Genomic DNA, 25,404 nt, shown 5'->3' with positions numbered 1-25,404 from the left:
GGTTTTTCTGCGTTAAAATAGTTTGAATTCTCACAGGCACATTGCTGCCCCGGCCACTCTTGGCCCCAGTGACGGCGGAGAGCGACATGCAGGCAAATTCAGACGAACTCCACATCCAGACCCAAACCCAGCTTGGGGAGCTCTTTGAAGCTTTGGATAGTGGTACCTTTAAGCAGGTTAAGCGCATGCTTAACGGTTTATCAGCTGTTGAAATTGCTCATTTACTAGAATCCTCTCCCCCTGCTTCACGAAGAGCCCTATGGCGCTTGGTCGACAAAGACAAAGAAGGCGATATCTTACAGGAGCTGCCCGATGATATTCAGGCGCAGTTCCTACGCCGCATGGACGCCCAAGAAGTCGCCCATATCACCGAAGGCATGGATACTGATGATATCGCCGACATTCTTCAGCAGCTGCCAGATAGGGTGATCAAAGAAGTCCTCAAAGCCATGGGGGAGCAAGACCGCCAACGTGTTGAGACCGTCCTTAGCTATGATGAGGATACCGCCGGCGGCATGATGGACACCGATACCATCACAGTGCGCCCGCGTTTTACCCTAGACGTGGTATTACGTTATTTGCGTCGCCATGAGGAGCTACCCGCCTCCACTGATAGCTTAATCGTGGTCAATCGCAAAGATGAGTTCCTCGGCTTATTACCACTGTCAAAGCTTCTGACCACTGATCCTAGCATAACCGTTCGAGAAGTAATGAGCACCGATGTCGAAGCTATCGATGCCAACCTTCCGGATACCGAAGTGGCTAACTTATTTGAGCGCAACGACTGGGTATCAGCACCGGTGGTCGCCGAAGACGGCAAAGTTGTCGGCCGTATTACCATTGATGATGTTGTTGATGTAATTCGCGAAGATGCCGATCACTCATTGATGAGCATGGCCGGCCTCGACGAAGAAGAGGATACTTTTGCGCCAGTAATGCGCACCACACCCAGGCGCGCAATTTGGCTCGGCGTTAATTTGCTTACCGCCATCACCGCCTCGGCGGTTATTAGCATCTTTCAAGATACGATCGATAAAGTCGTCGCACTCGCGGTGCTTATGCCCATCGTTGCCAGCATGGGCGGTGTCGCCGGCAGCCAAACCCTGACGGTAGTTATTCGTGGTATGGCACTCAGCCAGGTGGGTAGGCACAACCTTGGCTACCTGCTCTCGAAAGAGGCCACAGTAGGCCTTATCAATGGCTTCATCTGGGCTTTAGTCATGGGTGGCATCGCGGCCTATTGGTTTCAGGATATCAATCTGGCCATAATCATTGCCGCCGCCATGGTGATAAATCTACTCACGGCCGCTACCATGGGCGCCCTATTACCCGTATTATTGCGGGCCATGAAAATTGACCCAGCCTTAGCGGGCAGCGTTGCCCTTACTACCGTCACCGACGTGGTAGGCTTTTTCGCCTTTCTAGGCTTGGCCACCTATTTTTACGCCTAAGGCCTTTTGTCTATATAAGCAACCCCAGAACACAGAAGCTAGAAAATGAGTAAAGAAGATTTCGAAAGCTACTCTGACGAAGAAGAAATTGAGCTTGTCAGCCGTAGCCAAATTAAGCGCGAAACCCAAGAGCTACAAGAAATGGGTGAGCAGCTGGTGGATATGAGTAAAAATCAACTGGCCAATATTCCCCTGAATCCAGAGCTAAGTGAAGCCATCGTATTAGCGCGCCGCCTTAAGAGCCGCGAAGCTAAGCGCAGACAGATCCAGTTTATCGGCAAATTGCTACGCAATACTGACATGGAGCCTATTCACCAAGCCATCGAAAAGATTCGCACCCAAGGGCAACGTCATCAACTTTATCGCCAGCAGTCTATCGAATGGGCTGAACGCATCTGTCAAGAAGGCCCAAGCATTGTTGAAGAGTTCTTAACTGAGTTTTATCAAGGCGATCGTCAACAACTTAGACAACTGCAACGCGGCGCTGCAAAAGAAGCGGCGGCCAATGCAAAATTAGAAGAAGGCAAAAAAGCCAGCAAGACTCAGTTTAGCAAACTGCAACAATGCCTGCTTGAAGCAATGGAGCTGCAGTAATGACCCTAGCAGCCTGCCTTGCTCGCATTGATGAGGTAAACCGTCAAGATCCAAAGCAAGAGCTTGATAAAGACGGCAACAGTATTCCTGCCTGCTTGCTTTATGGTCAGCGCATGAGTGCCGCCCTGGCGACATTCAAACCCGATGCCTCAGAAGTTTTGCAAATAGCGGTTCGGGCACAACATATTGAACGCTGGCACATTGCCCGCAAAGAATCCCCAATGGACAGGCCTGGCTACTTACGCTGGCGCCAAGAGTTGGCCAAGCACCACGCCGAACTGTGTGCGTCGATCATGGCAAGCTGTGGTTACAGCGAGCAAGAGACCGAACAAGCCAAAGTCATATTACGCAAACAGCAGCTTAAGAAGAACCCAGACAGTCAATGCCTAGAGGATGTTGCCTGTCTAGTCTTTTTAGAGTACTACTTTGCCGATTTTGCCAAATCCCACAGCGAAGATAAGATCATAAGCATTGTGCAAAAAACCTGGCGAAAAATGTCTGAACATGGTCAGGCCGCCGCACTGCAGCTGCCACTTGCCGAACAAGAACTATCTCTTGTCCAGAAAGCTCTAGCGTCCTAAGCCAAATACGATACACTGCGCTTAAAAGTTAATAACAATACCAAATAAACAAAAAGGACAAACTGTGAGCAGCCTTTACCCGATGTTGAAACATCTACATATGAGCTTAGCCTTGATCAGTATCTTAGGCTTTATGGTGCGTGCATTCTGGTCACTTCAAGGATCAGAAATGCTACAAAAACGCTGGGTGAAAATTAGCCCGCATATCGTGGATACTTTCTTATTGTTAAGCGCTATCGGCTTAACTATTGTGCTGCAGCTATCACCTCACAGTCAGCCTTGGCTGTTAAGTAAAGTGTTCATGCTGTTTCTCTATATCGGTTTTGGCATTGTTGCCTTGAAGGCTCACTTTCCTTTTGCGCTTAGAGCTTTTGCAGCAGTCTGCGCAGTGCTTATATTTGGGCTTATAGCCAGTACAGCATTTAGCAAATTATCACCTTTGCAAGCCATGGGCTTTTTCTAAAAGGCTGGTTATTTTAACAACATAGCTCAATAAGCACTTCAGATACGGACCAGCCAGGCACCACAAGTTGGCTGGTTAATGGCTTGCTTTTCCGCCATAATGGCGCGCTTTTTTGCCTCAGCTCAGAGGCAGCCCTTCTAGTTTGGAAATTCTTATGTGGTTTAAAAACTGTCTATTTTATCGCCTAAGTGACGATCTGCACTGGGATGAAGACAAACTTGCCGAGCAGCTTGAAAAGCTGAGGTTTAGCCCTTGCAAGAAGCGAGAACCCAGTAAATATGGCTGGGTATCACCACTCGGCCAGGATCATAATCAGCTGCAACACTGGGGCAATGGTTGCTTTATGATATGCGCTCGTAAAGAAGAGAAAATTCTTCCTGCTGCGGTCATCAAAGACAAGCTACAGGAAAAAGTGCAACTGATTGAAGCCCGCGAAGACCGTAAGGTTTACCGCAAAGAGCAGCAAACCCTTAAAGACGATATTATTCATGATTGCTTACCGCAAGCTTTCACCAAGTCGCAACGCACATTCGCCTATATTGATACCCGTAATAACTGGCTCTATGTCGATGCCAGTAGCCACAGTAAAGCCGAAGCTCTTATTAACTTACTGCGCGAGACAGTCGGCAGCTTGCCGCTGATGCTACCCCAGGTACAAGAGTCCCCAGCCGTTGTTATGAGCCAATGGCTGCGCGCTGAAGGTGTACCTGAAGACATTGTCTTAGGCAATGAATGCGAGCTTCGAGAGTTCGGTGAAGAAGGCAGTATTGTCCGCTGCAAGAATCAAGATCTTCTCAGCGAAGAGATCAGCCAGCACCTAGATGCAGGCAAGCAAGTGGTGAAACTGGCATTAAATTGGCAAGACTGTATTCAGCTCATACTGGGTGACGATCTAAGCCTGAAACGATTGAAGTTCTCAGACAAGCTGATCACTGAAGGTGAAGAAGCCGGTGACGCTGATCCGATAGCACGCTTCGATGCTGATTTTTCTTTGCTAAGTGCTGAACTCGCTCGCTTGACCCCAAGCTTATTGGAGTGGTTTGGCGGGCGCCGAGCAGATCCAATTTGACTGTGAAAGAAGCTTTGATAGGTGGCGAAAAAGCTAAACTGTGATGAACATCACTTTTTTTCGCCATAATCATGGCGCTATCGCCCCAAGCCTTGACTGACACCTTAAAAATCTTTACAAACCACTATCTACACAAAGTCCTACGGGGAATAATCTTTATTAACCCCGGGTATGGTGTTGTTATATACCTACCGACGATAATTAAAAGAAAATAATAAAAAAGGCCAACACAATGTTGAAGGCTAATAGTTTGCGCATCACATGCGCACTGATGTTTATGTCATTAAATTTAGGCAGCCCATTAGCCTATGCTTGCGATGAAAGCTGTAAGCGTGCACAGGCCGAAGAACGCTTAAGTATTAAATACCCCTCTTATCTCAACAAAAAATATTGTCGAGATGTTAGCGGTCAGTTTTTAACGACTGCCGCCAAGTCATTACAGCGCTACCGTGAAAATCAATTATCAGATCTTCATCGCGGGGGAATGTATAACACCAGGAAGTTTCTTATACAACGCAAAGAGTGGCTAAAAGAATGTGATGACTATCTTCAGCAGGTAAGCCGGTATCGAGTATTTCGCAATGATAAAACAACTAAAGATATCTTTAGCGCGATTGATAAAGTGAATACGATTTTGGCAGCCTTAGTTAATGGTGCCACATATGTCAGCGATGAAGGCTATGACTCCCTCACCGCTGTCAGCGAGCGATTTGATAACTTGCTAAAGCTGATGGACAACCACAAAACTCAAATGCAGCTGGCCGGTCAGTTAAATATCGATTAGCTTTTCTTTTTCAGCGAAAGCTTCGGTTTACGCTGACGATTGGGATCGCTGGCGTACTGCTCAGCAGCCTTTTTGGCAGCCACTGCTGCGGTACTTGGCTTAACGCCCTGTTTTGCCGCTTTAGCGATAGCGTCAAGCCCGTGGCGCAATAGGCGCGCTTGCTCCAATGCATCCAAATCTTTTGGTGCTGAGCTAGGACATACCTCTGATGGATTGGCAGGATTGCCTTCGATTCGTATACTCCAGCCACAGGCATGGCTGGCCGAGCGGCCGTCTTCACTGACGACCCACTGGTCATAATTCATATTGTCACCCTAAAAATTGCCGCAGGTTTATACCTGTCTTTGCATAAATCCGACAACATTGTACCCTTTTTCCCAAAGCGCCTCTAGCTGCGGACAACTCCTCTATTGTGCAGCGCAGACCCTTGGCGTGTTGAACTACGTTTGATCAAGGCAATAGAGCTTCTAATTTTGGCAACAAGGCTGCTGAGCTTTCGCCGGCAGCCCAGTAAATAGGGATCTCAGACAGGGAATAATGCTTCAAGCTCTGCACGGCGCTCTGCCCCACGGCTGCGCCAAAAGGACGCTCATAGTTGAGTAGGTAGCGGCCTGCTTTTTCGCGCAAAAGGCTCAGGGCGTGTTGATGGCTATCTGCAAAAAGAATTCGGACTCGGTTTTCAGGAATATTCAAATAATCACGTAAATAGCCGTAACTAAACCCCTTCAACAGAATAACTTCTTTACCTCTAAGGTCGGATCGCGCCTTAATGCTTTTAGCGTCGCTAAAATAGGCGTGTAAGCGTAGATAACTTAAAGGCCTAGAACCGAAGCTAACACTTTTCTTGGGAACCGGAAATGCGCCGATCAAGTGCACCAAACCCAAATCGGCATCGGCGCTCATGGTGGCTAATTCCTCTAGACTTACCCGCCTAAAGTGATGGGGGTGATTTAGTTCTTGAAGTAAAGCCGAGGTTTTACGAATCAGTAAGCCGTCAGCCGCACCGGCACTATTGAGATAGGTAAGAGGAGGCATTTCAACATAGATTACCTCTAGGCTTTGCTGATCCATCGCCCAACTATGCGCTATCGGCAATAGGCCCACTAGCCCAACAATATGTAATAACAACCGCTGCACGCCTGTCATCGCCCTTTCTCTATTATCTTTTGGCAGCATCATAGCACAGCTAATCGCCAGGGGTGTCAAACGAGCTAAATGTGAGATGTGAGATGTGAGATGTGAGATGTGAGATGTGAGAATTCAACCACATTGCAGGGGGTAAGCGTCAATGGCATTTTCAAACAAATGCCGCAATGAGAACGTAACGGCGCTGGGCTCAAAATAGGAATTTTGATAACAACAGTAGGTAAAGAACCAGCGAAGGAGTGCTGGCCACAGATGAGTGCGCCTAAGCGCTCTCTTCTGTGCGAGTCGCAGATAGGCAAGCATTTTCACACAAATGCGCCGGCCTAGCTGCGACGACGTTGTTATCAAAATAGGAATTTTGAGAACAACAGTAGGTAAAGAACCAGCACAGGAGTGCTGACCACAGAAGAGAGCGCCTAAGCGCTCTCTTCTGTGCGAGTCGCAGATAGGCAAGCATTTTCACACAAATGCGCCGGCCTAGCTGCGACGACGTTGCTCTCAAAATAGGAATTTTGAGAGCAACAGTAGGTAAACAAAGCTCAAAAAAAACCCGGGCATTGCCCGGGTAGCACAGAAGGTGGAGAACTACATTTTGTACTGCACACTTAAAGTCACGGTACGCGGGTCACCGTAGTAACCGATCACCGAAGATTCCAAACCTAAGTTGGCAAAGTTGTAACCGCCTACGCGGTACTCTTTATCACTTAGATTTTTACCATGAAGACCAACTGTCCAATGCTCGTCAGGGGCATACCAAATTACCGAAGCATCCCAAAGCGTGTAGGCGTCCTCATCTACCAGAGAAGCAACCTGCGGGAATATCTGGGTTTCGCCGCGGTAGGCTAAGCTAGTAGAAGCTACCAAGCTGCCGTTATCACCAAGGTCATGGTTGTAGACGAAACGTAAAGAGCTGGTCACATCAGGTGTATTGGCAAATTCCCAAGTGTTAGCTACGTTCACACCACCGGAGATAACTTCATCAAACTCAGCGTCAATATAGCCAAGAGTAAACTCAGCCGTTAGATCTTTACTCAGCTGAGCAACGGCTTCCAATTCACCACCTTGAATAGTTGCAGCACCTGCATTCAATACTGCGGATACGAAGTTAGAGCCACCATCAGCTGATTGCTGCACGGTAACCTGTACATCTTCATAATCACTATAGAATAAGGCAGCATTTAAGCGCAGACGCTTGTTGAGCAACTCGGATTTAACACCCACTTCCCAAGTGTCGACCGTTTCAGGATCATAACCATCAACAGTCGATGGTAGCTTGCTCGCATCACCGCGCATATCAAAGCCACCAGCCTTAAAGCCTTGGGCGAATGAAGCGTAAACCATAGAGTCATCAGTTAGCTGATAGTTTGCGCCAGCACGGAGAGTAAATTCACTCCAGCTATCCGAGTTGGTGTAATCTGTTGCGGCAGGGAAGAAATCAAGAACCTCACCACCCAGTCGATCTGAGCGGCCATTTACCCCTTGAGTTTGCTTAAATACTGTCGCTTCTTTTTCATCGCGGGTGTAACGCCCGCCCAAATTTAAACTCAATTTATCAGAGATATCGAACGTCGCATCGGCAAACACTGAATAACTGTCGGTATCTACATTACCTGCCGTCAATGCATTGAAGTTACCCGGTAAAGCAGGGCCAAAAAAACCATCGAATGCGCCCAAAAGAACATCAAAGGCACCTGATGCATTACCTGTGTAATAGTAAACTCCGGCGATGCCATTAACACCTTCACCTTCAAACTTTAACTGAAACTCTTGCGAAGCCTGGTGATCATCATAAACCGCAGGCACATGCAGTGATGGCAGGGAGGTATTATCGAAATCAATATTGGTATAAGTCTCACCTTCTCGGTAAGCCGTTATCGATTTGAAGGTCAGTTGATTACTAATATCATACTCGACCGTTAAAGAACCACCCGAGCTCTTCACTTCATTGTTGGTATCCATATCCGCATTGGTATCGAATACATCATTTGGAGTTACTTCAGTCGGAATACGCAAGCTTGGCGTTAAACGATGTCCACCCTTAGCGTTAGAATCATCATCTGACATATCCGCAGCCAGCCTGATAAATAAATCCTCACTAGGGGTATATTCCATACTGATGCGAGCGGAGAAAATATCCTTGTTGTAGTTCTCTTCACCGCTTTGCAAAAAGGTACCAAAACCATCGCGCTTTTTGCGAGAGATCGCCGCACCAATAGCCAGCTCATTTTCAATCAAAGGCATTTGACCAGATAACTCGATCTCACGCTGGCCATAACTGCCCACAGCAGCTTTAGCGGTAAATTCTGGCTCACCCGTTAATCGTTTGGTGACGTACTTCACCGCACCACCAATGGTATTTTTACCGTACAAAGTTCCTTGTGGGCCGCGCAATACTTCCACACGCTCTACATCATAAACATCCAGCACACCAGCTTGGGGACGGGCCAGATATACATCGTCTACATACAAACCAACACCAGGCTCAAAGCCCCAAAGCGGATCAGCCTGGCCAATACCACGCACATAGGCTGTTAAAGTGCTATTGGTACCTCGGCTTACCTGTAAGGTGGTGTTTGGAGCAGAGCGCTGCAAATCAACGATAGTCGCAGTGCCGGCCTGCTCTAAGGCATCGGCACTAAAAGCGGTCACAGCGATCGGCACATCCTGCAACGATTGCTCGCGGCGCTGTGCGGTTACCGTCACTTCTTCAAGGGCAATAGTCTCTTGGGCAAAAACTTGGGGGGCAGAAATGCCAGCGCTTAATCCGATGGCGACAATCGCGTGGGGTAAACACTTTAGGGCAAATGAAGGCTGTTTCATCGTCTCAGTCCTATTCTCTTTTAGCTTTATAATTTTGTAGTGCATGTAGGTGGTGACTGTAATGTCTGTTTAGACGCTTTTACTCACCAGTTTTTCTTATTGCTCATCACTGTACTGGATCTTTTTTATGCTGGCCTCTAGACCAAGGTATGATCACTAGAGCGGGACAAGGCTGGGATATTCATGCAAGCCCATGCAGGCAGGGCCTCGCTTACAGTAGATTGGTTTTATTCTGGAGTAAAAACTCCCCCTTCCTACCAAGGTATAGTGGAGTCGAAACCTGACAACATCAACAATGTGTACCTTTACTAATAATGGCATTGCAAAGACATTGCCACGCCCCAAGGACACAGCATGTTAAGTATTATTGGTCTCGCTGGCGCATTAACCCTGTTAATCGTCTTAACAATTCGCGGCATGAACCTTTTGATTGCGGCACCACTGTGCGCCTTGATTGTAGCCTTAACAAGTGGGCTACATATGTTCCCGCCGCTGGACGATAAATCCGCGGTCAGCTTTATCACCAGTTATATGAGTGGTTTTAGCGGCTTTGTGGCGGCTTGGTTTTTTATGTTTTTGCTGGGCTCGCTATTTGGCAAGCTCATGGAAGACAGCGGCAGCGCCGATAGTATTGCACTTTGGATTACCAGCCACATTGGGCAGCACAATGCGGCTCTTGCTGTAGTGCTCGCTTGCGCCATTTTAACTTATGGGGGCGTTTCGGTCTTTGTGGTCGCGTTTGCCGCATACCCAATGGCAGTAAGCCTATTTAAACGTGCGAACTTACCACGGCGATTTATCCCCGCCGTAATGGCCTTTGGTTCCGTCACCTTTACGATGACTTCGGCGGGCTCCCCAGAAATTCAAAACTGGATTCCAATCGAATATCTAGGCACTTCACCCTATGCCGCCTGGGAAGTCAGTGCTGTGGTGGCCGTTGCAATGGCCGCCATGGGCTTTATCTGGCTACAGTTCATGTTAAAAAAAGCCGTCGCTAATGGCGAACAATTTGTTGCACGCGAAGGGGACAAAGAAGTCAGCGAGCATAGACTCCCCTCGCCTGTTTTAGCGATGATTCCAATTGCCGCCGTTCTTGGGGTAACATTTTTTACCCATGAGATATACGGTAAATACGCACTGATTGTGGCCTTGCTGGCCGGCTGTATCGCTGCGGCATTAATTAACACACAACGTTTAGGCAATATGTCGCTAGCTATTGGAGTTGCAACCACAGGCGCCCTCTTGGCCATCGGAAATACCGCAGCGGTGGTTGGCTTTGGCTCGGTAGCAAAAGCTTCGCCGGCTTTTGCCATGGCGGTAGATGCCATCACCGGCATTCCAGGTGATGCTTTAATTGGTGCTGCTATCGCCGTTACCACAATCGCCGCCCTGACAGGGTCAGCCTCTGGAGGCCAGTCGATTGCACTACCTATTTTAGGGCCTCATTATGTCGATGCAGGTGTAGACCCCGAGGCCCTACACCGAGTGATTGCGATTTCTTCTGGCGCTTTAGATTCCCTACCTCACAATGGCTATGTGGTAACTACCATTCGAGCGATCTGTGGCGAAACCCATAAAGATGCCTATTGGCCCATGGGCGCCCTCACCGTTGTGGTACCGTTAATCGGTACGGCAATGGCCATCCTACTACTGATTTAGTGAGCACGTTATGAGCTTTATTCGTCATCATTCATCGACTACTCAAGCCTGCAAAACTCTATTGGCTAGCACAGTGAGTTGCCTTAGCCTCAGTGCTTGTGCCAGCTCAGCAGCAGTGCCAACAGAAGCAAAACTGCTGAGTTTTAAGCACAGTGATATCCAGCATAGCTATTTTGATGGAAAAGGTAACGACCTGCTGAGCGCTGGCCTGGGCTTTAAAGGATTACAGAGTCCAAAACAGCCAAGCTTGGAAAACCCAGAAAATATTAGCGAAGAAGATTTACGTCGAGCGGCCATCTATAACAACTATCGAGCCATCGTCAGCACAAATACTGACGCGGGGTTTGGTCGCCTCTATGGGCCAAGCGCAAGACAAAATCATATTTCCGGACATGAATACAGCAGCAGCATTCATTACTCGAATGGCGAGCTTGCGGCCAATATTGTTGTTCAAATACCCGATAGCTTTGATTCCAATAAGCCCTGCATCATCGCTGCTCCAAGCTCAGGCTCTCGAGGTGTCTGGGGAGCGATAGGTACAGCGGGTGACTGGGGACTAAGGCATGCTTGCGCAGTTGCCTATACCGATAAAGGTACGGGCACAGGTTTTCAGTTTTTAGATGATGGCGGCAACTATAAAAGCAACGGCCTTTTAAGCAACGACAAAACAACAACCTTTGACCCCAAGGATCTGCGCATCGCCAGCAAGCATGCTCACAGCGGTAGACACGTTGAGAAGGATTGGGGACGCTTTACTCTACAAGCCGTCCAGATGGCCTTTTATCTTTTGAACCAGCATCATCGCGACGCAAGTAAGCGCTATTTTACCAAAGCCAATACCAATGTTATTGCAGCCAGTATTTCTAATGGCGGCAACAGTGTTATCCAAGCCGCTGAACTTGATAAAAGTGATTGGATTGATGCAGTGGTGGCTTCAGAGCCCACCTTAAATGTGCCTGCAAACTTTGAGTACCAAGTTCAACATGAGCAGGATAGCTACCGCGGAACTGCCAGAGACATTTTGTATGTCGGTATTCAACATGCCCTGTATCAACCGTGTGCATTACTAGCCACCCAAAGCAATAAAAATTCACTGTTTCATGGTGCAAGTCAAATGGCCCAAGCGGCCTTGAACAAGCGCTGCGAAAACTTAAAAAACGCAGGCCTTATTAAAGACAATGAAAACCTCGCTGAAGCCGCACGCAAGCATCTAGAAAAAACTGGCATGCGTAGCCCGAGCTATTCTCTGCAAGCTTTTGCGGTCGTCAATCAGCTATGGCCATCGATCGCCATCAATTACGCCAATGCCTATGGTGCTCGTGGCGTTAAAGATGATCTTTGCGGCTTTAGCTTTGTGTATCAACAAGCCGGCAAAGCCATGGCCATGCCTAAAGCGGCAAGACAGGCACTTTATGGGCTTAGTAGCGGCATCCCATATACCGGCGGTGTAAGCCTTGCGTACAAGGGCCAGCCACTCAATATCTTTGATCCTACTGACCACAGCTTTGAAGGTTTTCAGTGCTTAGCCCAGTTCTACCAAAATAAACAGCTGCAAGATAATTTGAGAAGCCTGGCACTTAGTGGCGATCTTGATAACAAACCTACTATTATTATCCAAGGCAGTCATGACAGCTTGGTCGGCCCCAATCACAACGCCCGAGCCTATATGGTTTTGAGAGCTAAACGTTTCCCCAAGCGGGACAATGCTCGCTATATCGAAATTGACAACGGCCAACATTTTGATGCCCTGCTCAGCTGGCCTGAATTTCGTCAAGATCTTGTGCCAATGCATATTTACTTCGAGCGCGCACTTGATGCTATGTGGCAACACTTGCAGCACAACAAGCCACTGCCGGCAAATCAGCGCGTGCATAGTAAAGGGCAATTAAAGCTTGAAGCTGAGGCCGTACCGAAATTGCGCAATACAAGCAATATTGAAATTAAATCAGACCGCATAATACTGTAGCCAAAGCTTCTTAATGTTACAGGGGCCAAAAACTATCACTTGGCCCCTTTTAATTTGCCTGTTAGTGTTAGCTTTTTAACTGTCCCTAAAAAGCATGCTCAACCCAGTTGATATCTCAGTACTTTCCATAGCCTACTTGCTCTGCTTATTTGCAGTTGCCTATATTGGCGATCGCGCTTCCAAAGCCTGGTTAGAAAAAGTAAAACCTTGGGTTATCGGATTATCTCTCACTATTTATTGCACAGCCTGGAGTTTTTACGGTACGACCAGTCAGGCTGTGTATAACGGCTGGTGGTTTCCTCCTACCTTTATCGGGGCGGTGCTAACACTAATACTGGCCGCTCCTCTGGTACGCAAAATCATCCGTATCAGCAAGCAAGAAAACAGCACTTCCATTGCCGATTTTTTAGGGAGTCGCTACGGCCGCAGCCAAGCATTATCAGTTAGCATTACCGTTATTTCGGTTATTGCCCTACTGCCCTATATCTCCTTACAACTAAAAGCCATTGCCGGCAGTTTTCATACTCTTAGCGGCGCGCAATCGCCTACACAAGCCAACTTATTACAAGATACGGCGCTCTATACCGCAATTGCATTAGCGCTATTTACGATTCTTTTTGGTACTCGCCGCATCGACCGTAATGAACACCACCATGGTTTGATGCTCGCCATTGCTTTCGAATCCGTACTCAAACTGCTGGTATTTTTATTATTGGCAGTGGTGATCTGTTTTAACTATTTTGATAACCCTTGGCAACTTTGGCAAGAGATCAACAGTGATGGTTATGTTCAACAAATCGTCAATAGCCGCGAACAAGACCAAGGCTTTATTGCTGCATTGGTGCTTGGGGCGGCCGCTATTCTCTGCTTGCCAAGGCAGTTCCATGCCTTAGTAGTGGAAAGCCGCAGCGAGGAAGATCTTAAACCTGCCGGCCGTATTTTATTCGTTTATCTGCTGATTTTTGGCATAGCTATCTTACCAATAGCTTACGGTGGGCTGTTATTGCTCCAAGGGCAAGGATTGAGCCCCGAAAAGTTTGCCCTGTTACTGCCCTTGCAAAACGATGACAGTGTATTGGCCACCCTGGTATATCTTGGCGGTCTATCAGCAGGTAGCTCGATGGTTATCGTAGCGTGTGTGGCGGTATCTACCATGATCAGTAATGAGCTGATTATGCCGGCCTTATACCGCAGTCGATGGTTAGCAACCCAGCCCGATTTAAGTAAGGCCTTACGCCTGTTTAGGCGCTTAGCCATTATCTGCTTACTGGCGCTTTCTTATATTTATTATCGCTGGCTTGGATCAAGCGAGGCACTTGGCTCCATCGGCCTTCTTTCTATGGCATTGGTGGCACAATTCGCCCCAGCTTTGCTAGCCGCCTTGTTTTGGCAATCTCGTAGCGCGCGCGGAGCACTTGGGGGCTTACTGCTTGGCTTTATCATTTGGGCCTATACCTTATTGGCCCCCGCCTTGGCTTTGGCCGGTTGGATAGGTTCAGATTTTATAGAGCTAGGTCCCTTTGGTATAGAAATGCTGCGCCCCCAGCAACTATTTTCTATCGACGGCTTATCGCCGATCAGTAATGGCGTGCTATGGAGCCTGTTCTTTAACTGCCTGGCATTTATCGGGCTTAGCCTTTGGGATCGCCGCAAAGAAACCAATTTACCTCAGCGCTTGATTCATCCTCAGCAGCTTCAACGATTAGCCAGCAGTTTTCTTGGCGCTGAGCAGGCCAAGCTGGCAATGGATCAGTTCTACAGCCAACACCCCCATAGTGAAAGCCAGCAACAATGGGCAGACGATCAAGCGATTGATTTTGTTGAAAACCTATTGTCAGGTGTTATTGGCAGCGTCAGCGCCAATCACATTATTCGCTATGCCGGTCAACTGAACCGTCCAAAGCTGCATTCCGATTTAGAATTGCTGCAAGAAACCTCGCAAATCTTCCAGTTCAGCCGCAGCACTCTACAATCAAGCATCGACAGCATTAGCCAAGGTATCAGTGTCGTCGATGGAAACCAGCAGCTGGTCGCCTGGAATCAACGTTATTTGGAGCTGTTTAATTACCCTGAAAAACTCATTCATGTCGGCCGGCCCGTCGCCGACCTGGTGCGCTTTAATGCCGAGCGTGGGCAATGCGGCCCAGGTGATGTCGAAGAACACATTCAAAAGCGTATGAACTATCTGGCGGCTCGCCAGCCCTATGTTTTTGAACGGCAGCGAACCGACAATACAGTTTTGGAAATTCGCGGCAATCCCTTACCTGATGGCGGCTATGTAACCACTTATACAGACATCACCGATTACCGTGGCGCTTTAACAGAGCTAACTGAACACAAAAATCTACTTGAACAAAAAGTCGCAGAACGCACTGCCGAACTACAGCGAATGAACTCACTGCTAGCCGAGGCTGATCAGAATAAAACACGGTTTTTAGCGGAGGCGGGCCATGATTTAGCGCAACCTTTAAATGCCGCTCGTTTATTTACCGAGGCACTGCAACAGAAACTTGGCCATCAAGAGCCTATATTGGATCGAATTGGCTCAGCGATACAATCCAGTGAATATTTAATTTCACAGCTACTTAATATTGCCAAGCTCGACAGTGGAGCCATTCAAGCTCAGCAACGCATTTTTCGGGCAAGCGAAATTATGCAGGCGGCCTGTGACAGCTTCCAGTTAAGTGCCGAGCGCAAAGGAATTCAACTTCGCTGCCAACAAAGCTCTGCCTACATTGAAAGTGACCCTAAACTACTGCTGCGTATCATTCAAAACCTAGTCAGCAACGGTGTTATTTATACCGCATCAGGTAAAGTCGTATTAGGAGCAAGAAGAAAAGCCCAACAGCTGGTTTTTGAGGTGTGGGATAGCGGCATTGGAATACCAAAGGAAAGCCATGAGAGTATATTCCAAGAGTTTACTCGCTTGAACGCTGTCAATGAAGAAGGCTCTGGCTTAGGTCTGGCAACAGTACAAAGACTGTGTAATTTACTTAAATTGCCATTAAGTTTCGAATCAAACGTTGGTCAAGGCAGTGTTTTCCGGGTCGCTGTACCACTGGCTAAAAACACTGACTTTGCCGGCTCTCGCGCTCAACTAACGAATAATGAACATCGTTTTCACCCAAACAGTAAACAAGCTCATACGATCTACCTTATCGAAAACGAAAGCGAGACTGTGGATGCAATGAAACTGCTACTAGAACAATGGGGCTTTGCGGTAAATCATCTAACCTCTATCCAACAATTAGCGAGCGAGCCTTCCATTGAGCTGGTGATTGCTGATTATCACCTCGATCAAGGGGAAACCGGCTTAGAATGGATAGCACAGATACAACAGCAACAGCAAAGCAAGCTCAACGCAATTATAATTTCAGCAGATAGAATGGGTACCGCTAAGCAGCAAGCAACAGATGCCGGGCACTACTTTCTTAAGAAACCGGTAAAACCTGCAGCTCTTAGAGCTCTTCTCGATAAGTTAAGCAAGTAAATCAAAGCAAGCCGGGAAGAATTCAAAAAGCAGTTACAACTTAGCTTTCTAGAATTTGTTGATTTAAATCTTCAACCGACTCGCTTAGGCTATTGGCAACAATAATCACTTCGGTACGTTTACGTACGCCCAGCTTTTTAAAAATAGCGGTCACATGGGATTTAACCGTTGGCTCAGAAATCCCAAGGTGATAGGCAATTTGCTTGTTGAGCAAACCCTGGGCAATCATAACAAAGACACGAAATTGGTGGGGCGTCAGACTGGCCACTTTTTGGGCAAGCCCGTCTTTTTCATCACTCGCCCTATCTTCAGGCAATTCTGCAAACCAGTGCTCGCCGGCCAACAAAGCTTGCATGGCCTCTAACAACAGCGGAGTTTCACAGGACTTGGGAATAAAACCCGCCGCACCAAAGCTGGCGGCTTTACTTTGCACATCAACACTGTCATTTCCAGAAACCATCACCACAGGTATTTCAGGGTAACAACCACGCAAATTAATCAAACCCGAAAAACCTTGTGCACCTGGCATATGTAAGTCGAGTATGATCAAATCGATATCTTCTTCAGATTCCAATAGGTGGTGCACCTCGGCAACAGACTGCGCTTCGAACAGCATCGTTTCTTGGCCATCAAAAGCTTGCCCTAAAGTCTGCGTTAATGCCGCACGGTACAAAGGATGATCATCGGCGACTATCAATTTAATCATGGTTGTCTTTAACTCTAGGTAGACTAATGTTACGCAACTAAGCCTGTTTAGCCCATTACTGGGATGTCCAAGCACCATCAACCGGCAAGGCCGTTCCGGTCATTGTAGCGGCATCGTCGGAACACAAAAAGACCGCTAAGGCTCCAAGCATAGCAGGCTGAGTCATACTGGTCATGGCTTGCTTTTGCCCAACCAACTCGGCACGCGCCTGATCATATGAAACCGATTGCTGATCGGCGATGGCTTGAATTTGTGGTTTTACTAAATCGGTCTCAACCCAACCCGGGCAGATAGCATTGACGGTAATCCCAGCATCAGCATTTTCTAAGGCAGCAACTTTTGTTAGCCCTACCACACCATGCTTGGCAGCACAGTAGGCCGATTTCTGAGCAGAAGCGACCAAGCCGTGAACCGAGGCAATATTAATAATTCGGCCCCAGCCACGCTCACGCATCGCAGGAATCGCCGCCTGCATAGCAAAAAATGCACTGCTGAGATTAATGGCTATGATGTCGTGCCATTTTTGTTCTGGGAAACCTTCAAGGCGTTCGGTGTACTGAATCCCCGCATTGTTGACCAAGATGTCAACACTACCTAACTCTTCGATACACTGCTCTACCAAGGCTTTTACAGCAGCTGGATCCCTTAAGTCCGCATTGCTGAAACTACTGCGAACTTGATGCTGTTCGGCAAAGCTTGCGGCCATTGCCTGCCCCTCGGTTACATCCATTAAGCCATGCAACATTAAATCATAGCCCGCTGCGGCCAATTGACGGGCAATACCGAGACCAATGCCACTGCTACTGCCGGTTACCAGGGCGACTTTATTCAATTTGGCGCAAGCTGATGTACTCATATTAACCTCATCTATTCATTGAGGCGCTACTGTAGCAAGGCCTTGCGGGCTTGCCCCTAAGACCTTAGTCGGATCTTGGCTCAGCCCTTTCAAAACCTAGGCTTTCGAGCAAATCAGGCTGATCAAAATAGCGCTCACTGGTAAAAGCAATTTGGTGTCGCCCACGGCTGCGCATGCTGCCCGCTGCCTTTACTCCCAAAGGCGCAAACAAAAACCGCTCCAAGCGAGCGGACTCTGCGAGCAAGCCCTGTTTATCAAACAAATTATTCAACTCACTATAAGGCTTGCTATTAAGCGGGATGAGCTCTTTGCCGGCGACCTCCCAAGCCCGATCTCGCCATGGCAGTAATGCCTGCAACTGATGCTGATTGGCCGAAAGGACAACTATCGGAGCTTTGTTACCCGGCCAAAAGGACGATAGATATACAGGCTCGCCCTCTGCCTTTTTAGTCTTACGTAATTTGGGCGAACTAAAGAGTTGATACCAACAACCACAGCTATGCATTGCGTCATAAGCTAAGACATTGCCCTGCAAATCCAAATGACTGCGAAGCTGAATCCCATCGAACTGCCCAGCTAAAAGATCGATCCAGCTTTCTGGTTTTCGCTCAGCAAACCAAATTACATAATTGAGTTGCAAAACAATCTCGTTGTGCAATCGACCATAACTGATATATCGATAAATGCTTGGCGATTTATCGATCTGTAATTTACCCGAAACTCTCGCTAAGCTTAACGGTATATCATTTTCAGCCATGCGATCTATTACCCAAAGCGGTTGCCATTTATCAAGCAATGCTTCTGCTTGCAGAGCACTCAGCTCAGGAAATCCCAATGGATTAAGTGGCATATCAGACAATTGAAAATTGTGGCTTGAGCTAACACTTCGACCATACCACTCATAATCCGATAACATTCCCATATCTAATGGATGTGCTACCGCGCGAAATTGCTTTTCAATGCCTTTATTGTGCGTAATTTCTTTTTCAACGGCACGATTTACCAAGGGCTCCATAATATCGGCAATCACAGGCCAAGCGGTATAGAGGCCCGAATGCCACTGGCTGAAAAGTTCTTCGCGTAATTGGTAAACCGCATCACTGCGCAGTGCTTTCATGCATGACTTTGATGGCAGTGCGGGTTTGCTATTTTGCTGTTGCAGAGCAGAAAGCTTGTCAAGCCATGCTTGCCACTGTGTAACACTAAGCGGCTGTTTTTGATAGCTTAATAAAAAGCGGTTAGCCGCCAATACTGGCCAACGAGGATGATGAATAAGCTGAGGGGAAGTCGTGACATCATCTCCCTCACAAGCAACTAACAAGGCCTTGAGTTTAGAAGATGACTGATCATTTAAAGACAGCTGGGAACAGGATGCCAATAATAACAAAGCAGGTAACAGCAACGTTTTTAGATATTGAAAAACACTGCTGTTACTCTTCTTCATTGGCTTTATAAGCCTTTATTATTTACGTTGCGCCGCTAAACTGGCCGCACGCTGTGCAGCCTTTAAGGCTTGTTTGCGTGTACGATTTTGTTCTTGCAAGCTGTGCACATCACCACCAACATGATCCTGCCCTAGAGCTTTCGCTCGTTGAATTTGTTGCTGGCGCATGCGAAAACGCTGGCGCTGCTCTTCGCTTAAGGTATCGAAACATTTCGGACAGCTAACACCTTCTTCAAATTTCTCTGAGCTTCGCGCGGCCTCATCAATCGGATGCCGACAACCATGGCAAAGTTCATAGTGGCCAGGCTGCAATTGATGATCAACTGTCACGCGGCCATCGAAAACAAAACACTCGCCTTCCCAAAGACTATCCTTTTCATCCACTTCTTCTAGATACTTTAAGATGCCGCCTTCTAGGTGATAAACCTCGTCGAAGCCTTGCTCTTTCATATAGGCCGTAGATTTTTCACAGCGAATACCGCCCGTGCAAAACATAGCGACTTTCTTATGTTTGCTTGGGTCTAATGTTTTTGCCACATAATCAGGGAATTCACGAAAGCTTGTAGTGTTAGGATCTAAAGCCCCCTTAAAGGTACCAAGCTCAACTTCATAATCGTTACGGGTATCTACCAACACGACATCCGGATCAGAAATTAAAGCATTCCAATCTTCAGGCTTTACATAACTGCCAACGACTTTCAAAGGATCGATCTCAGGCACACCCATAGTCACAATTTCTTTCTTAAGCTTTACCTTGCTGCGATTAAATGGCTGCTCTTTACAGAAAGATTCCTTGTAGCTGAAGCCAGCCAATGCCCCAATACTATTCAAGTAACTTTTGATCGCCTCAATGCCATCACGCTCTGCTGCCACGGTGCCATTAATGCCTTCTGCGGCAATAAGCAAAGAGCCTTTTACCTGATGATCAGCCATGGCAGATTGAATGCCTTCGCGCCAATCAGCAAAGTCGGCAAAGGGGGTAAATTTATACAGCGCCATGACCACATAGCGTTCTTCTTGCAAACTCATCAACTAGCCCTCGCTCTTCTTATCATGCAGACTTCCACCCAAACAATTTGGAGACTCTGGAACAGCCTGGCTAGACCACTCTTCTGGGCTAAATGTGTGCAAGGCCAAGGCGTGCACCGGGCCTGCCATTTCCTCGGCTAAAAGGCCATATATTTTTTGGTGCCTCGGTACCTGGCGCAGACCGCTAAAGGCCTCACTTACCAGCACCACCTTAAAATGAGATTCCGAGCCTGCCGGCACATTATGGCCATGGCTTTCATTGGCGACTTCTAGATGGCTGGGCGCAAGTGCCTGCAGCTTTTCGATAATGGCCGACTGAACTGGGCCTTCTGTTCTTTGCTGTGACATATCTGTCCTAATTCATTACTAATACCAGGCTGCAACTGAACAGTTTCACAGGGAGCTAAGGGGCTCGGTGAGATACAGATCACAAGAGATTTCGGCAGCTCTGCACAATTCTGGGTCATTTCCGGCCGAGGGCTAGACCTCGAACACAACAAGGCGCATTATAGCGAACTTTTAAAAGTGACAGGCAGTTCAATTTGATCGCCTTTGAGATTACGTCACTAGCGATACTAAGAATTAAACCATACTAAAAATAAGGATAATGCAGCTAAATCATTTTCTACTATACTTTAGCTGTAACTATAGGTTTGACGCATATGAGTAAGATTTTTGTCGATAGGCGAAAAGGTGCTGACCGCCGCCTAGAGCAGGACCGCTGTAAAGATCTCCCATTGGATTTATTCCATAGAAAACGCCGCAAATCCGCCGATCGCAGGGCAGCGGGGCGGTCCTTAAGTGAAGACTACTTTGCTTTTATGGAAGCAGGCCCAAGGCCAGAAGAGCCCTGCCAAAATACCGCTGAATTCCCCAGCACGCTTGGCGGCTTAGTCGATCAAGATGATAAACCATCTATTAACTAATCCCAGCTAAGCCTACCCATGATAAGCCCCGCATTGGGCTTATCGCCCTGCGAGCACAGCTAGCAATTGCACTACGCCACCGCCTTACCACAACTAAGCCGTAAAGCAGGCGCTTGGCATCAGGATTCTTTCGCCCCTCGCCCCGAAATCACCCCTGTGGCCAAGCCTGTGCCTAATAATGTCACCGCAGAAGCTAAAAGCATAAATAAAGAAACCTCTTCATTAAGCAAAGTGGCCCCCCAAAGCATGCCAAATACTGGAACAATAAAGGTCACCGTTGTCGCTCGCGCTGGCCCAACCGTATGGATCAAGCGGAAAAACATCAGATAAGCTAAGGCTGAACACACGATAGCCAGGGCTATCGCTGACAGCCAACTTAGCAAACTCGGTGGTTGATCAGGCCAATAGATTAACGCTAGCGGAAGCAATAGCAGGCTTGCCCCCAACATCGAGCCTGTGGATAGCACCATGCTGTCCACACCGTTTAGGTAGCGCTTGGTAAAGATCGCCGATATGGCATAAAACAAAGTAGCGACTACACCTGCAGCAATAGCTAGAGCCACCTGCACAGTGTCCTCTTGACTAACATAGAGCTTATTCCAAGCCAGTAAGGTCACCCCTGCGATACCGATTAACATCCCCATGCTTTTAAGTAGGGGCATTCTTTCCCCCAACCAAATAAGGCCCACGATTGCCGTAGCAATAGGGGTGACAGCGTTTAAGATAGAGGCGAAACCAGAGCTCAGAGTCAGCAAGGAATAAGCTATTAGACAAAAGGGGATCGCCGAATTAGCCCAGCCATTAATAAAGCTCAAATGCCATACCTTCTTAAGGCCCGCCCACTTGCCCTGCCACAACAGTAATGGCAATAAAAATAAAGCCGCCAAGCCAACACGTAAAAAGATCAGTGGAGCAACACCAAACTCAGGGACGGCATAACGCATAAATAAGAAAGAACCACCCCAAATGGCGGCCAGCAGAACCAGCATGACACTGTCTTTGAATGACACAAACTTCCCCTTAAGCAAGAATACCCAGAACAGGCAGGGCCACATTAAAACAGATGACTTAGGGCGACACTAGCGCTTTTCGGAACAGGCTTTTGAGAAACTCTTTGACCGGAGTTAACAAGGAATCTATTATAGGTTCCATATTAGAACCATCAAACAACAACTTAAGTTACCGCTAACAAAGCTTAGGCCCAATATGGGGTGCAGCTAGGGAGATAATAATGCGCAAAACCATCGAGTTCTATTTTGATTTCGGCAGCCCAACAGCGTATCTAGCTCATATGCGCTTACAGCAATTATCCAAGCAATATGACTGCCAAGTAGAGTATCGCCCAATGTTACTGGGAGGCATTTTTAAGGCAACGGGTAATACCTCACCGGTCGCTATCCCAGCAAAAGGTGAGTACATGCTTATCCATGATCTACCGCGTTTTAGCAAACGCTATCAAGTGGAACTCAAATTTAACCCACACTTCCCTATCAATACTCTTTATTTGATGCGCGCCGCTATTGCAGCCCAAAAGCTGGATTGCTTTGCACAGTATGTCGATTGCGTTTACCAAGCTATTTGGCAACAAGAAAAGAATATGGCAGATATGGAGATTGTTAACAGCACTTTGCTCGAAGCGGGCCTGGATGCAAAAGCACTTATCGAGCTAAGCCAGAGCGATGAGGTAAAAGCCGATTTAATTAAAGCCACTGAACAGGCTGCTGAACGGAAAATCTTTGGCGCACCTACCATGTTCTTAGAGGGAGAGATGTTCTTTGGTCAAGATCGATTGGATTTTGTTGAAGAGCATTTAGCGAAGGCCTAATTCGGCAATCTGCCAACAGGCGCGGTGGGCAGCATACCCACCGCATCCTACAGATCTTAAAATGCCTCAAAGAAGCTCATCGGGTCAACATGCTCTTTGTTTTTCATAAGCTCAAAATGTAAATGCGGGCCAGTTCCTCGATAAGGTGATCCTATTTCTGCGATCTGCTGACCAGAACGAACCCAATCATTTTCTTTAACTTGAATATTCCCAAGCTGAAAATATCGACTGACCACCCCTTGGCCATGATCGATATAGACATACCTAGGCTTGGAACCTCTATCTTCAACCACCTTTACAACCTTACCATCAGCAACTGCAAACACATGGCTACCTAGGCTGGCTGGCAAGTCGATACCATTATGCTGTTTTAATTTGCCACTTATTGGGTGCTTTCGCATACCAAAAGCCGATGAGATTTTTTTACTGAGCAAAGGCCTTTTAAACAGCAAAGTTTTTGACTGACTCTTCCCTCCACTCCCCTCGCTATGGTTTTCAGACCAAGCTTCCATTGGTAAAACAAAACTCAGCAAGCAAATCATCAATAGCAGACTCGATAACTTGTGTGCAAGACCGTAGTTCAATCTATTTTCAACCATGGCTTCTATCCTTAATTTCACCAGTAAATACTGACCGCCAACACTGGGGGCAACACTCGCAAAGCGATTCAATGTTGATTTTTCGATATAGTTCAATAAGGCCTTGGCATATTGCTTGGGCTCTAGAGAAGAATTTTGCACCACTACTACATCGGTGAGCCTCTCACGCTGCTGGGTGATCTGGGCTTGTGCATAGCACATCGCAGGGTGAAAAAAGAACAGGCAACGTATTAGGTTCAAAGAGCATAGCAGTAGATCATCATAGGCTTTCACATGAGCGAGTTCGTGATAAATAATGGCACGGCGATCTTGCACATCCAATTCGTCCCATAGCTTTCCTGGCAAACATATGACAGGGTTTATGGTTCCTAGCGTAAAGGCTGAATTGGCATCTTTGCTTTTAAAGAGCTTCACTCTTCTTCGGCATGATAAATCATGCTTCGCATTCATTAGGATTTGTAAATCCTCACCAGATTCTACGGCTAATGCGCCTTTGATTTGCTTGCTGAGATTATCCCTAGCCCTTAAAAAACTCATTAAAGAGAAGGCGAAACCACATAGCCAGGCAACAAACAATAAATACTGCCAAGCCGAGAGTTGCTGCTCGCCCTGCGATGTACTGGCGACAGCTGCAATCTGTGACTGATGCCAAGGTTCATCAACCGCCGGTGCCGTTTCGGCTAACTCTACGGGCAAGTTTCCAATCCAGCTCGCTAAGCTGTATTCAAATGACAAATCAGTAGGTGCGAGCAAGCGCAGGGGAATCAACAACCAGATAACCACCAGCAAGCCAGGATAGAATTTACGCAAACCGTAAACCGCAAACAATATTCCCGGAAAAAGAATGGCGGCCCAAAGTGACTGCTGATACAGAAAATCTAGCCATAACGCCATCAAATCAGTCATCGTCTTTCTCCAATAGTTCACGCAGCTGCTTAATCTCTTGCGGGCTTAGCGCCTCACTTTTCGCAAACATCGAAACCACGGATTTGCCATCTAGCTCTAGGACACGCTCGGCAAAATAACGAACCATCTTTACTAGTCCTTCAGGCTTACTGAGCTGAGCGCTGTATTGATTGCCTTCAGAATCCTTATAACGTTTTAACAAGCCACGCTTCACCATTCTATCCATGTGAGTCTTTGTGGTGGTGTATGCCCAATCGGTCGACTCGGCCAATTGATCATGAACGGCTCTAACCGTACTATCCCCACAGCGCCAAAGCTCACGTAATATTTCATACTCGGCTTTACTGAGTTCAGGAAGTCTCTTCACTTTTTCTTACCATTTATCGTCTTTTCAGCGCGCAAGCCCTTCAGCTATCGCCGCTTTCAAATCTCACAAGCTACTACAATGTAGCAGCCAAAATTAACACAACTACTACAATGTAGCAAGCTAACAATATGACCGCCATAGAAGCTCGATAAGGGTCGAAAAGGAAATGGCGCGATATAAAACTGCAATGCGCTCTTGCAATTTCATCACTATACAAGGCGTTTTCCATAGGATATGTTTTGCCTAGTTTTTAGCCTAAAAACCTAGAGCCTGTTGACACTAACCACAAGATTTGAAAGCAAAAGGGATACAGCATGCAAGTGAATGATGCCTATAGCATGACCGTTTTAGTGATGGGATTAATGGCGGCGCTTAGTTTTACACAGCTGCTTATTTTGGATGTCGTCGGTTTAAAAAGTCGACACAAGCCAGGACACCCCATTGATGTTGACCACAGCAGCTTTTTATTTAGGGCGTTTCGAAGCCATGCTAACACCAATGAAAGCGTTGCTATCTTTATTTTACTGGCCATGTTTGGAATGTTATCTGCCGCAGCGCCGAATTGGCTAAACAATAGTGCAGCTTTGTACTTACTTGGCCGCCTGCTGCACATGCTGTTTTACTACTCTAACTATTCGCTGGCTAGAAGTGTGGCCTTTGGATTAAGTTTATTTGGATTAGCCGGTATGTTAATAGCTGGATTTTTGCCCTGGCTTTAATATT

The 25,404-nt window shown here is 47.2% G+C and carries 23 protein-coding genes; 12 read left to right on the top strand and 11 right to left on the bottom strand.

Going from position 1 to position 25,404, the window contains the following annotated elements; translation table 11 throughout:
• Positions 1–86 precede the first annotated feature (86 nt).
• The 6 genes from mgtE to Q1A41_RS00565 all read left to right on the top strand — a co-directional run bounded on the left by mgtE (position 87) and on the right by Q1A41_RS00565 (position 4,942).
• Positions 87–1,451, top strand: coding sequence for a magnesium transporter (mgtE, locus tag Q1A41_RS00590; RefSeq protein ID WP_299973227.1), 1,365 nt, complete (start codon positions 87–89; stop codon positions 1,449–1,451).
• Between the two features lie 45 nt (positions 1,452–1,496).
• The gene (yjgA, locus tag Q1A41_RS00585) at positions 1,497–2,045 is read left to right on the top strand and encodes a ribosome biogenesis factor YjgA (RefSeq protein ID WP_299973224.1); all 549 of its coding nucleotides are present in this window, start codon (positions 1,497–1,499) and stop codon (positions 2,043–2,045) included.
• On the top strand, positions 2,045–2,626 hold the full coding sequence (locus tag Q1A41_RS00580) for a DUF4202 domain-containing protein (protein WP_299973221.1): 582 nt from the start codon (positions 2,045–2,047) through the stop codon (positions 2,624–2,626). The genes yjgA and Q1A41_RS00580 overlap by 1 nt, the downstream gene beginning before the upstream one ends.
• A 64-nt stretch (positions 2,627–2,690) precedes the next feature.
• Positions 2,691–3,089 carry a SirB2 family protein gene (locus tag Q1A41_RS00575; protein ID WP_299973219.1) on the top strand — a complete coding sequence of 133 codons (399 nt, stop codon included), beginning with the start codon at positions 2,691–2,693 and terminating at the stop codon, positions 3,087–3,089.
• Between the two features lie 154 nt (positions 3,090–3,243).
• A complete protein-coding gene (rdgC, locus tag Q1A41_RS00570; protein WP_299973216.1) occupies positions 3,244–4,158 on the top strand; it encodes a recombination-associated protein RdgC in 915 nt (304 codons plus the stop codon).
• Between the two features lie 232 nt (positions 4,159–4,390).
• Positions 4,391–4,942 (top strand): hypothetical protein, encoded by a 552-nt coding sequence (locus Q1A41_RS00565; RefSeq protein WP_299973213.1) that lies wholly within the window; start codon positions 4,391–4,393, stop codon positions 4,940–4,942.
• On the opposite strand, the gene Q1A41_RS00560 is transcribed toward Q1A41_RS00565, so the two are convergent.
• The 3 genes from Q1A41_RS00560 to Q1A41_RS00550 form a co-directional block, all read right to left on the bottom strand.
• Positions 4,939–5,247 (bottom strand): hypothetical protein, encoded by a 309-nt coding sequence (locus Q1A41_RS00560; protein WP_299973210.1) that lies wholly within the window; start codon positions 5,245–5,247, stop codon positions 4,939–4,941. The genes Q1A41_RS00565 and Q1A41_RS00560 overlap by 4 nt on opposite strands.
• 145 nt (positions 5,248–5,392) lie before the next feature.
• Positions 5,393–6,121: a hypothetical protein gene (locus Q1A41_RS00555; protein ID WP_299973207.1), complete on the bottom strand. Its 729-nt coding sequence runs from the start codon at positions 6,119–6,121 to the stop codon at positions 5,393–5,395.
• A 552-nt stretch (positions 6,122–6,673) separates the two neighbouring features.
• Positions 6,674–8,908 (bottom strand): TonB-dependent receptor, encoded by a 2,235-nt coding sequence (locus tag Q1A41_RS00550; protein WP_299973204.1) that lies wholly within the window; start codon positions 8,906–8,908, stop codon positions 6,674–6,676.
• Positions 8,909–9,262: 354 nt separating this feature from the next.
• Here Q1A41_RS00550 and Q1A41_RS00545 point away from each other — a divergent pair, with 354 nt between their 5' ends.
• From Q1A41_RS00545 to Q1A41_RS00535, 3 genes are all read left to right on the top strand, one after another.
• Positions 9,263–10,567 (top strand): GntP family permease, encoded by a 1,305-nt coding sequence (locus Q1A41_RS00545; RefSeq protein WP_299973201.1) that lies wholly within the window; start codon positions 9,263–9,265, stop codon positions 10,565–10,567.
• 10 nt (positions 10,568–10,577) lie between these two features.
• Positions 10,578–12,533 (top strand): 3-hydroxybutyrate oligomer hydrolase family protein, encoded by a 1,956-nt coding sequence (locus Q1A41_RS00540; protein WP_299973198.1) that lies wholly within the window; start codon positions 10,578–10,580, stop codon positions 12,531–12,533.
• A 94-nt stretch (positions 12,534–12,627) separates the two neighbouring features.
• Positions 12,628–16,023, top strand: a complete 3,396-nt coding sequence (locus Q1A41_RS00535) for a PAS-domain containing protein (RefSeq protein WP_299973195.1) — start codon at positions 12,628–12,630, stop codon at positions 16,021–16,023.
• Positions 16,024–16,063: 40 nt separating this feature from the next.
• Here the strand turns inward: Q1A41_RS00535 and Q1A41_RS00530 are convergent, their stop codons facing one another.
• From Q1A41_RS00530 to Q1A41_RS00510, 5 genes are all read right to left on the bottom strand, one after another.
• The gene (locus Q1A41_RS00530) at positions 16,064–16,729 is read right to left on the bottom strand and encodes a response regulator transcription factor (RefSeq protein WP_299973193.1); all 666 of its coding nucleotides are present in this window, start codon (positions 16,727–16,729) and stop codon (positions 16,064–16,066) included.
• A 55-nt stretch (positions 16,730–16,784) separates the two neighbouring features.
• Positions 16,785–17,585, bottom strand: a complete 801-nt coding sequence (locus tag Q1A41_RS00525; protein ID WP_299973191.1) for a 3-hydroxybutyrate dehydrogenase — start codon at positions 17,583–17,585, stop codon at positions 16,785–16,787.
• A 64-nt stretch (positions 17,586–17,649) separates the two neighbouring features.
• Complete coding sequence (locus tag Q1A41_RS00520; RefSeq protein WP_299973188.1) at positions 17,650–19,029, bottom strand: hypothetical protein; 1,380 nt, start codon at positions 19,027–19,029, stop codon at positions 17,650–17,652.
• 18 nt (positions 19,030–19,047) lie between these two features.
• Positions 19,048–20,058 (bottom strand): rhodanese-related sulfurtransferase, encoded by a 1,011-nt coding sequence (locus tag Q1A41_RS00515; protein WP_299973187.1) that lies wholly within the window; start codon positions 20,056–20,058, stop codon positions 19,048–19,050.
• Between the two features lie 3 nt (positions 20,059–20,061).
• Positions 20,062–20,406 carry a BolA/IbaG family iron-sulfur metabolism protein gene (locus tag Q1A41_RS00510; protein WP_299973184.1) on the bottom strand — a complete coding sequence of 115 codons (345 nt, stop codon included), beginning with the start codon at positions 20,404–20,406 and terminating at the stop codon, positions 20,062–20,064.
• 314 nt (positions 20,407–20,720) lie between these two features.
• On the opposite strand from Q1A41_RS00510, the gene Q1A41_RS00505 reads away from it, so the two are divergent.
• On the top strand, positions 20,721–20,984 hold the full coding sequence (locus Q1A41_RS00505) for a hypothetical protein (protein WP_299973181.1): 264 nt from the start codon (positions 20,721–20,723) through the stop codon (positions 20,982–20,984).
• 119 nt (positions 20,985–21,103) lie between these two features.
• Here Q1A41_RS00505 and Q1A41_RS00500 read toward each other — a convergent pair whose 3' ends face one another.
• Complete coding sequence (locus tag Q1A41_RS00500; protein ID WP_299973178.1) at positions 21,104–21,994, bottom strand: DMT family transporter; 891 nt, start codon at positions 21,992–21,994, stop codon at positions 21,104–21,106.
• 221 nt (positions 21,995–22,215) lie between these two features.
• On the opposite strand from Q1A41_RS00500, the gene Q1A41_RS00495 reads away from it, so the two are divergent.
• Positions 22,216–22,809 (top strand): 2-hydroxychromene-2-carboxylate isomerase, encoded by a 594-nt coding sequence (locus Q1A41_RS00495; protein ID WP_299973175.1) that lies wholly within the window; start codon positions 22,216–22,218, stop codon positions 22,807–22,809.
• A 56-nt stretch (positions 22,810–22,865) separates the two neighbouring features.
• Here Q1A41_RS00495 and Q1A41_RS00490 read toward each other — a convergent pair whose 3' ends face one another.
• Together Q1A41_RS00490 and Q1A41_RS00485 are read right to left on the bottom strand one after the other, a co-directional pair.
• Complete coding sequence (locus Q1A41_RS00490) at positions 22,866–24,314, bottom strand: M23/M56 family metallopeptidase (protein WP_299973172.1); 1,449 nt, start codon at positions 24,312–24,314, stop codon at positions 22,866–22,868.
• Complete coding sequence (locus tag Q1A41_RS00485) at positions 24,307–24,681, bottom strand: BlaI/MecI/CopY family transcriptional regulator (protein ID WP_299973169.1); 375 nt, start codon at positions 24,679–24,681, stop codon at positions 24,307–24,309. The genes Q1A41_RS00490 and Q1A41_RS00485 overlap by 8 nt, the downstream gene beginning before the upstream one ends.
• A gap of 314 nt (positions 24,682–24,995) precedes the next feature.
• Here Q1A41_RS00485 and Q1A41_RS00480 point away from each other — a divergent pair, with 314 nt between their 5' ends.
• Positions 24,996–25,400, top strand: a complete 405-nt coding sequence (locus Q1A41_RS00480; RefSeq protein ID WP_299973167.1) for an MAPEG family protein — start codon at positions 24,996–24,998, stop codon at positions 25,398–25,400.
• Positions 25,401–25,404: the final 4 nt, after the last annotated feature.

Source organism: uncultured Pseudoteredinibacter sp., assembly GCF_947502065.1.
Lineage (GTDB): Bacteria > Pseudomonadota > Gammaproteobacteria > Pseudomonadales > Cellvibrionaceae > Pseudoteredinibacter.
This window is presented reverse-complemented; position numbering and strand designations above follow the sequence as displayed.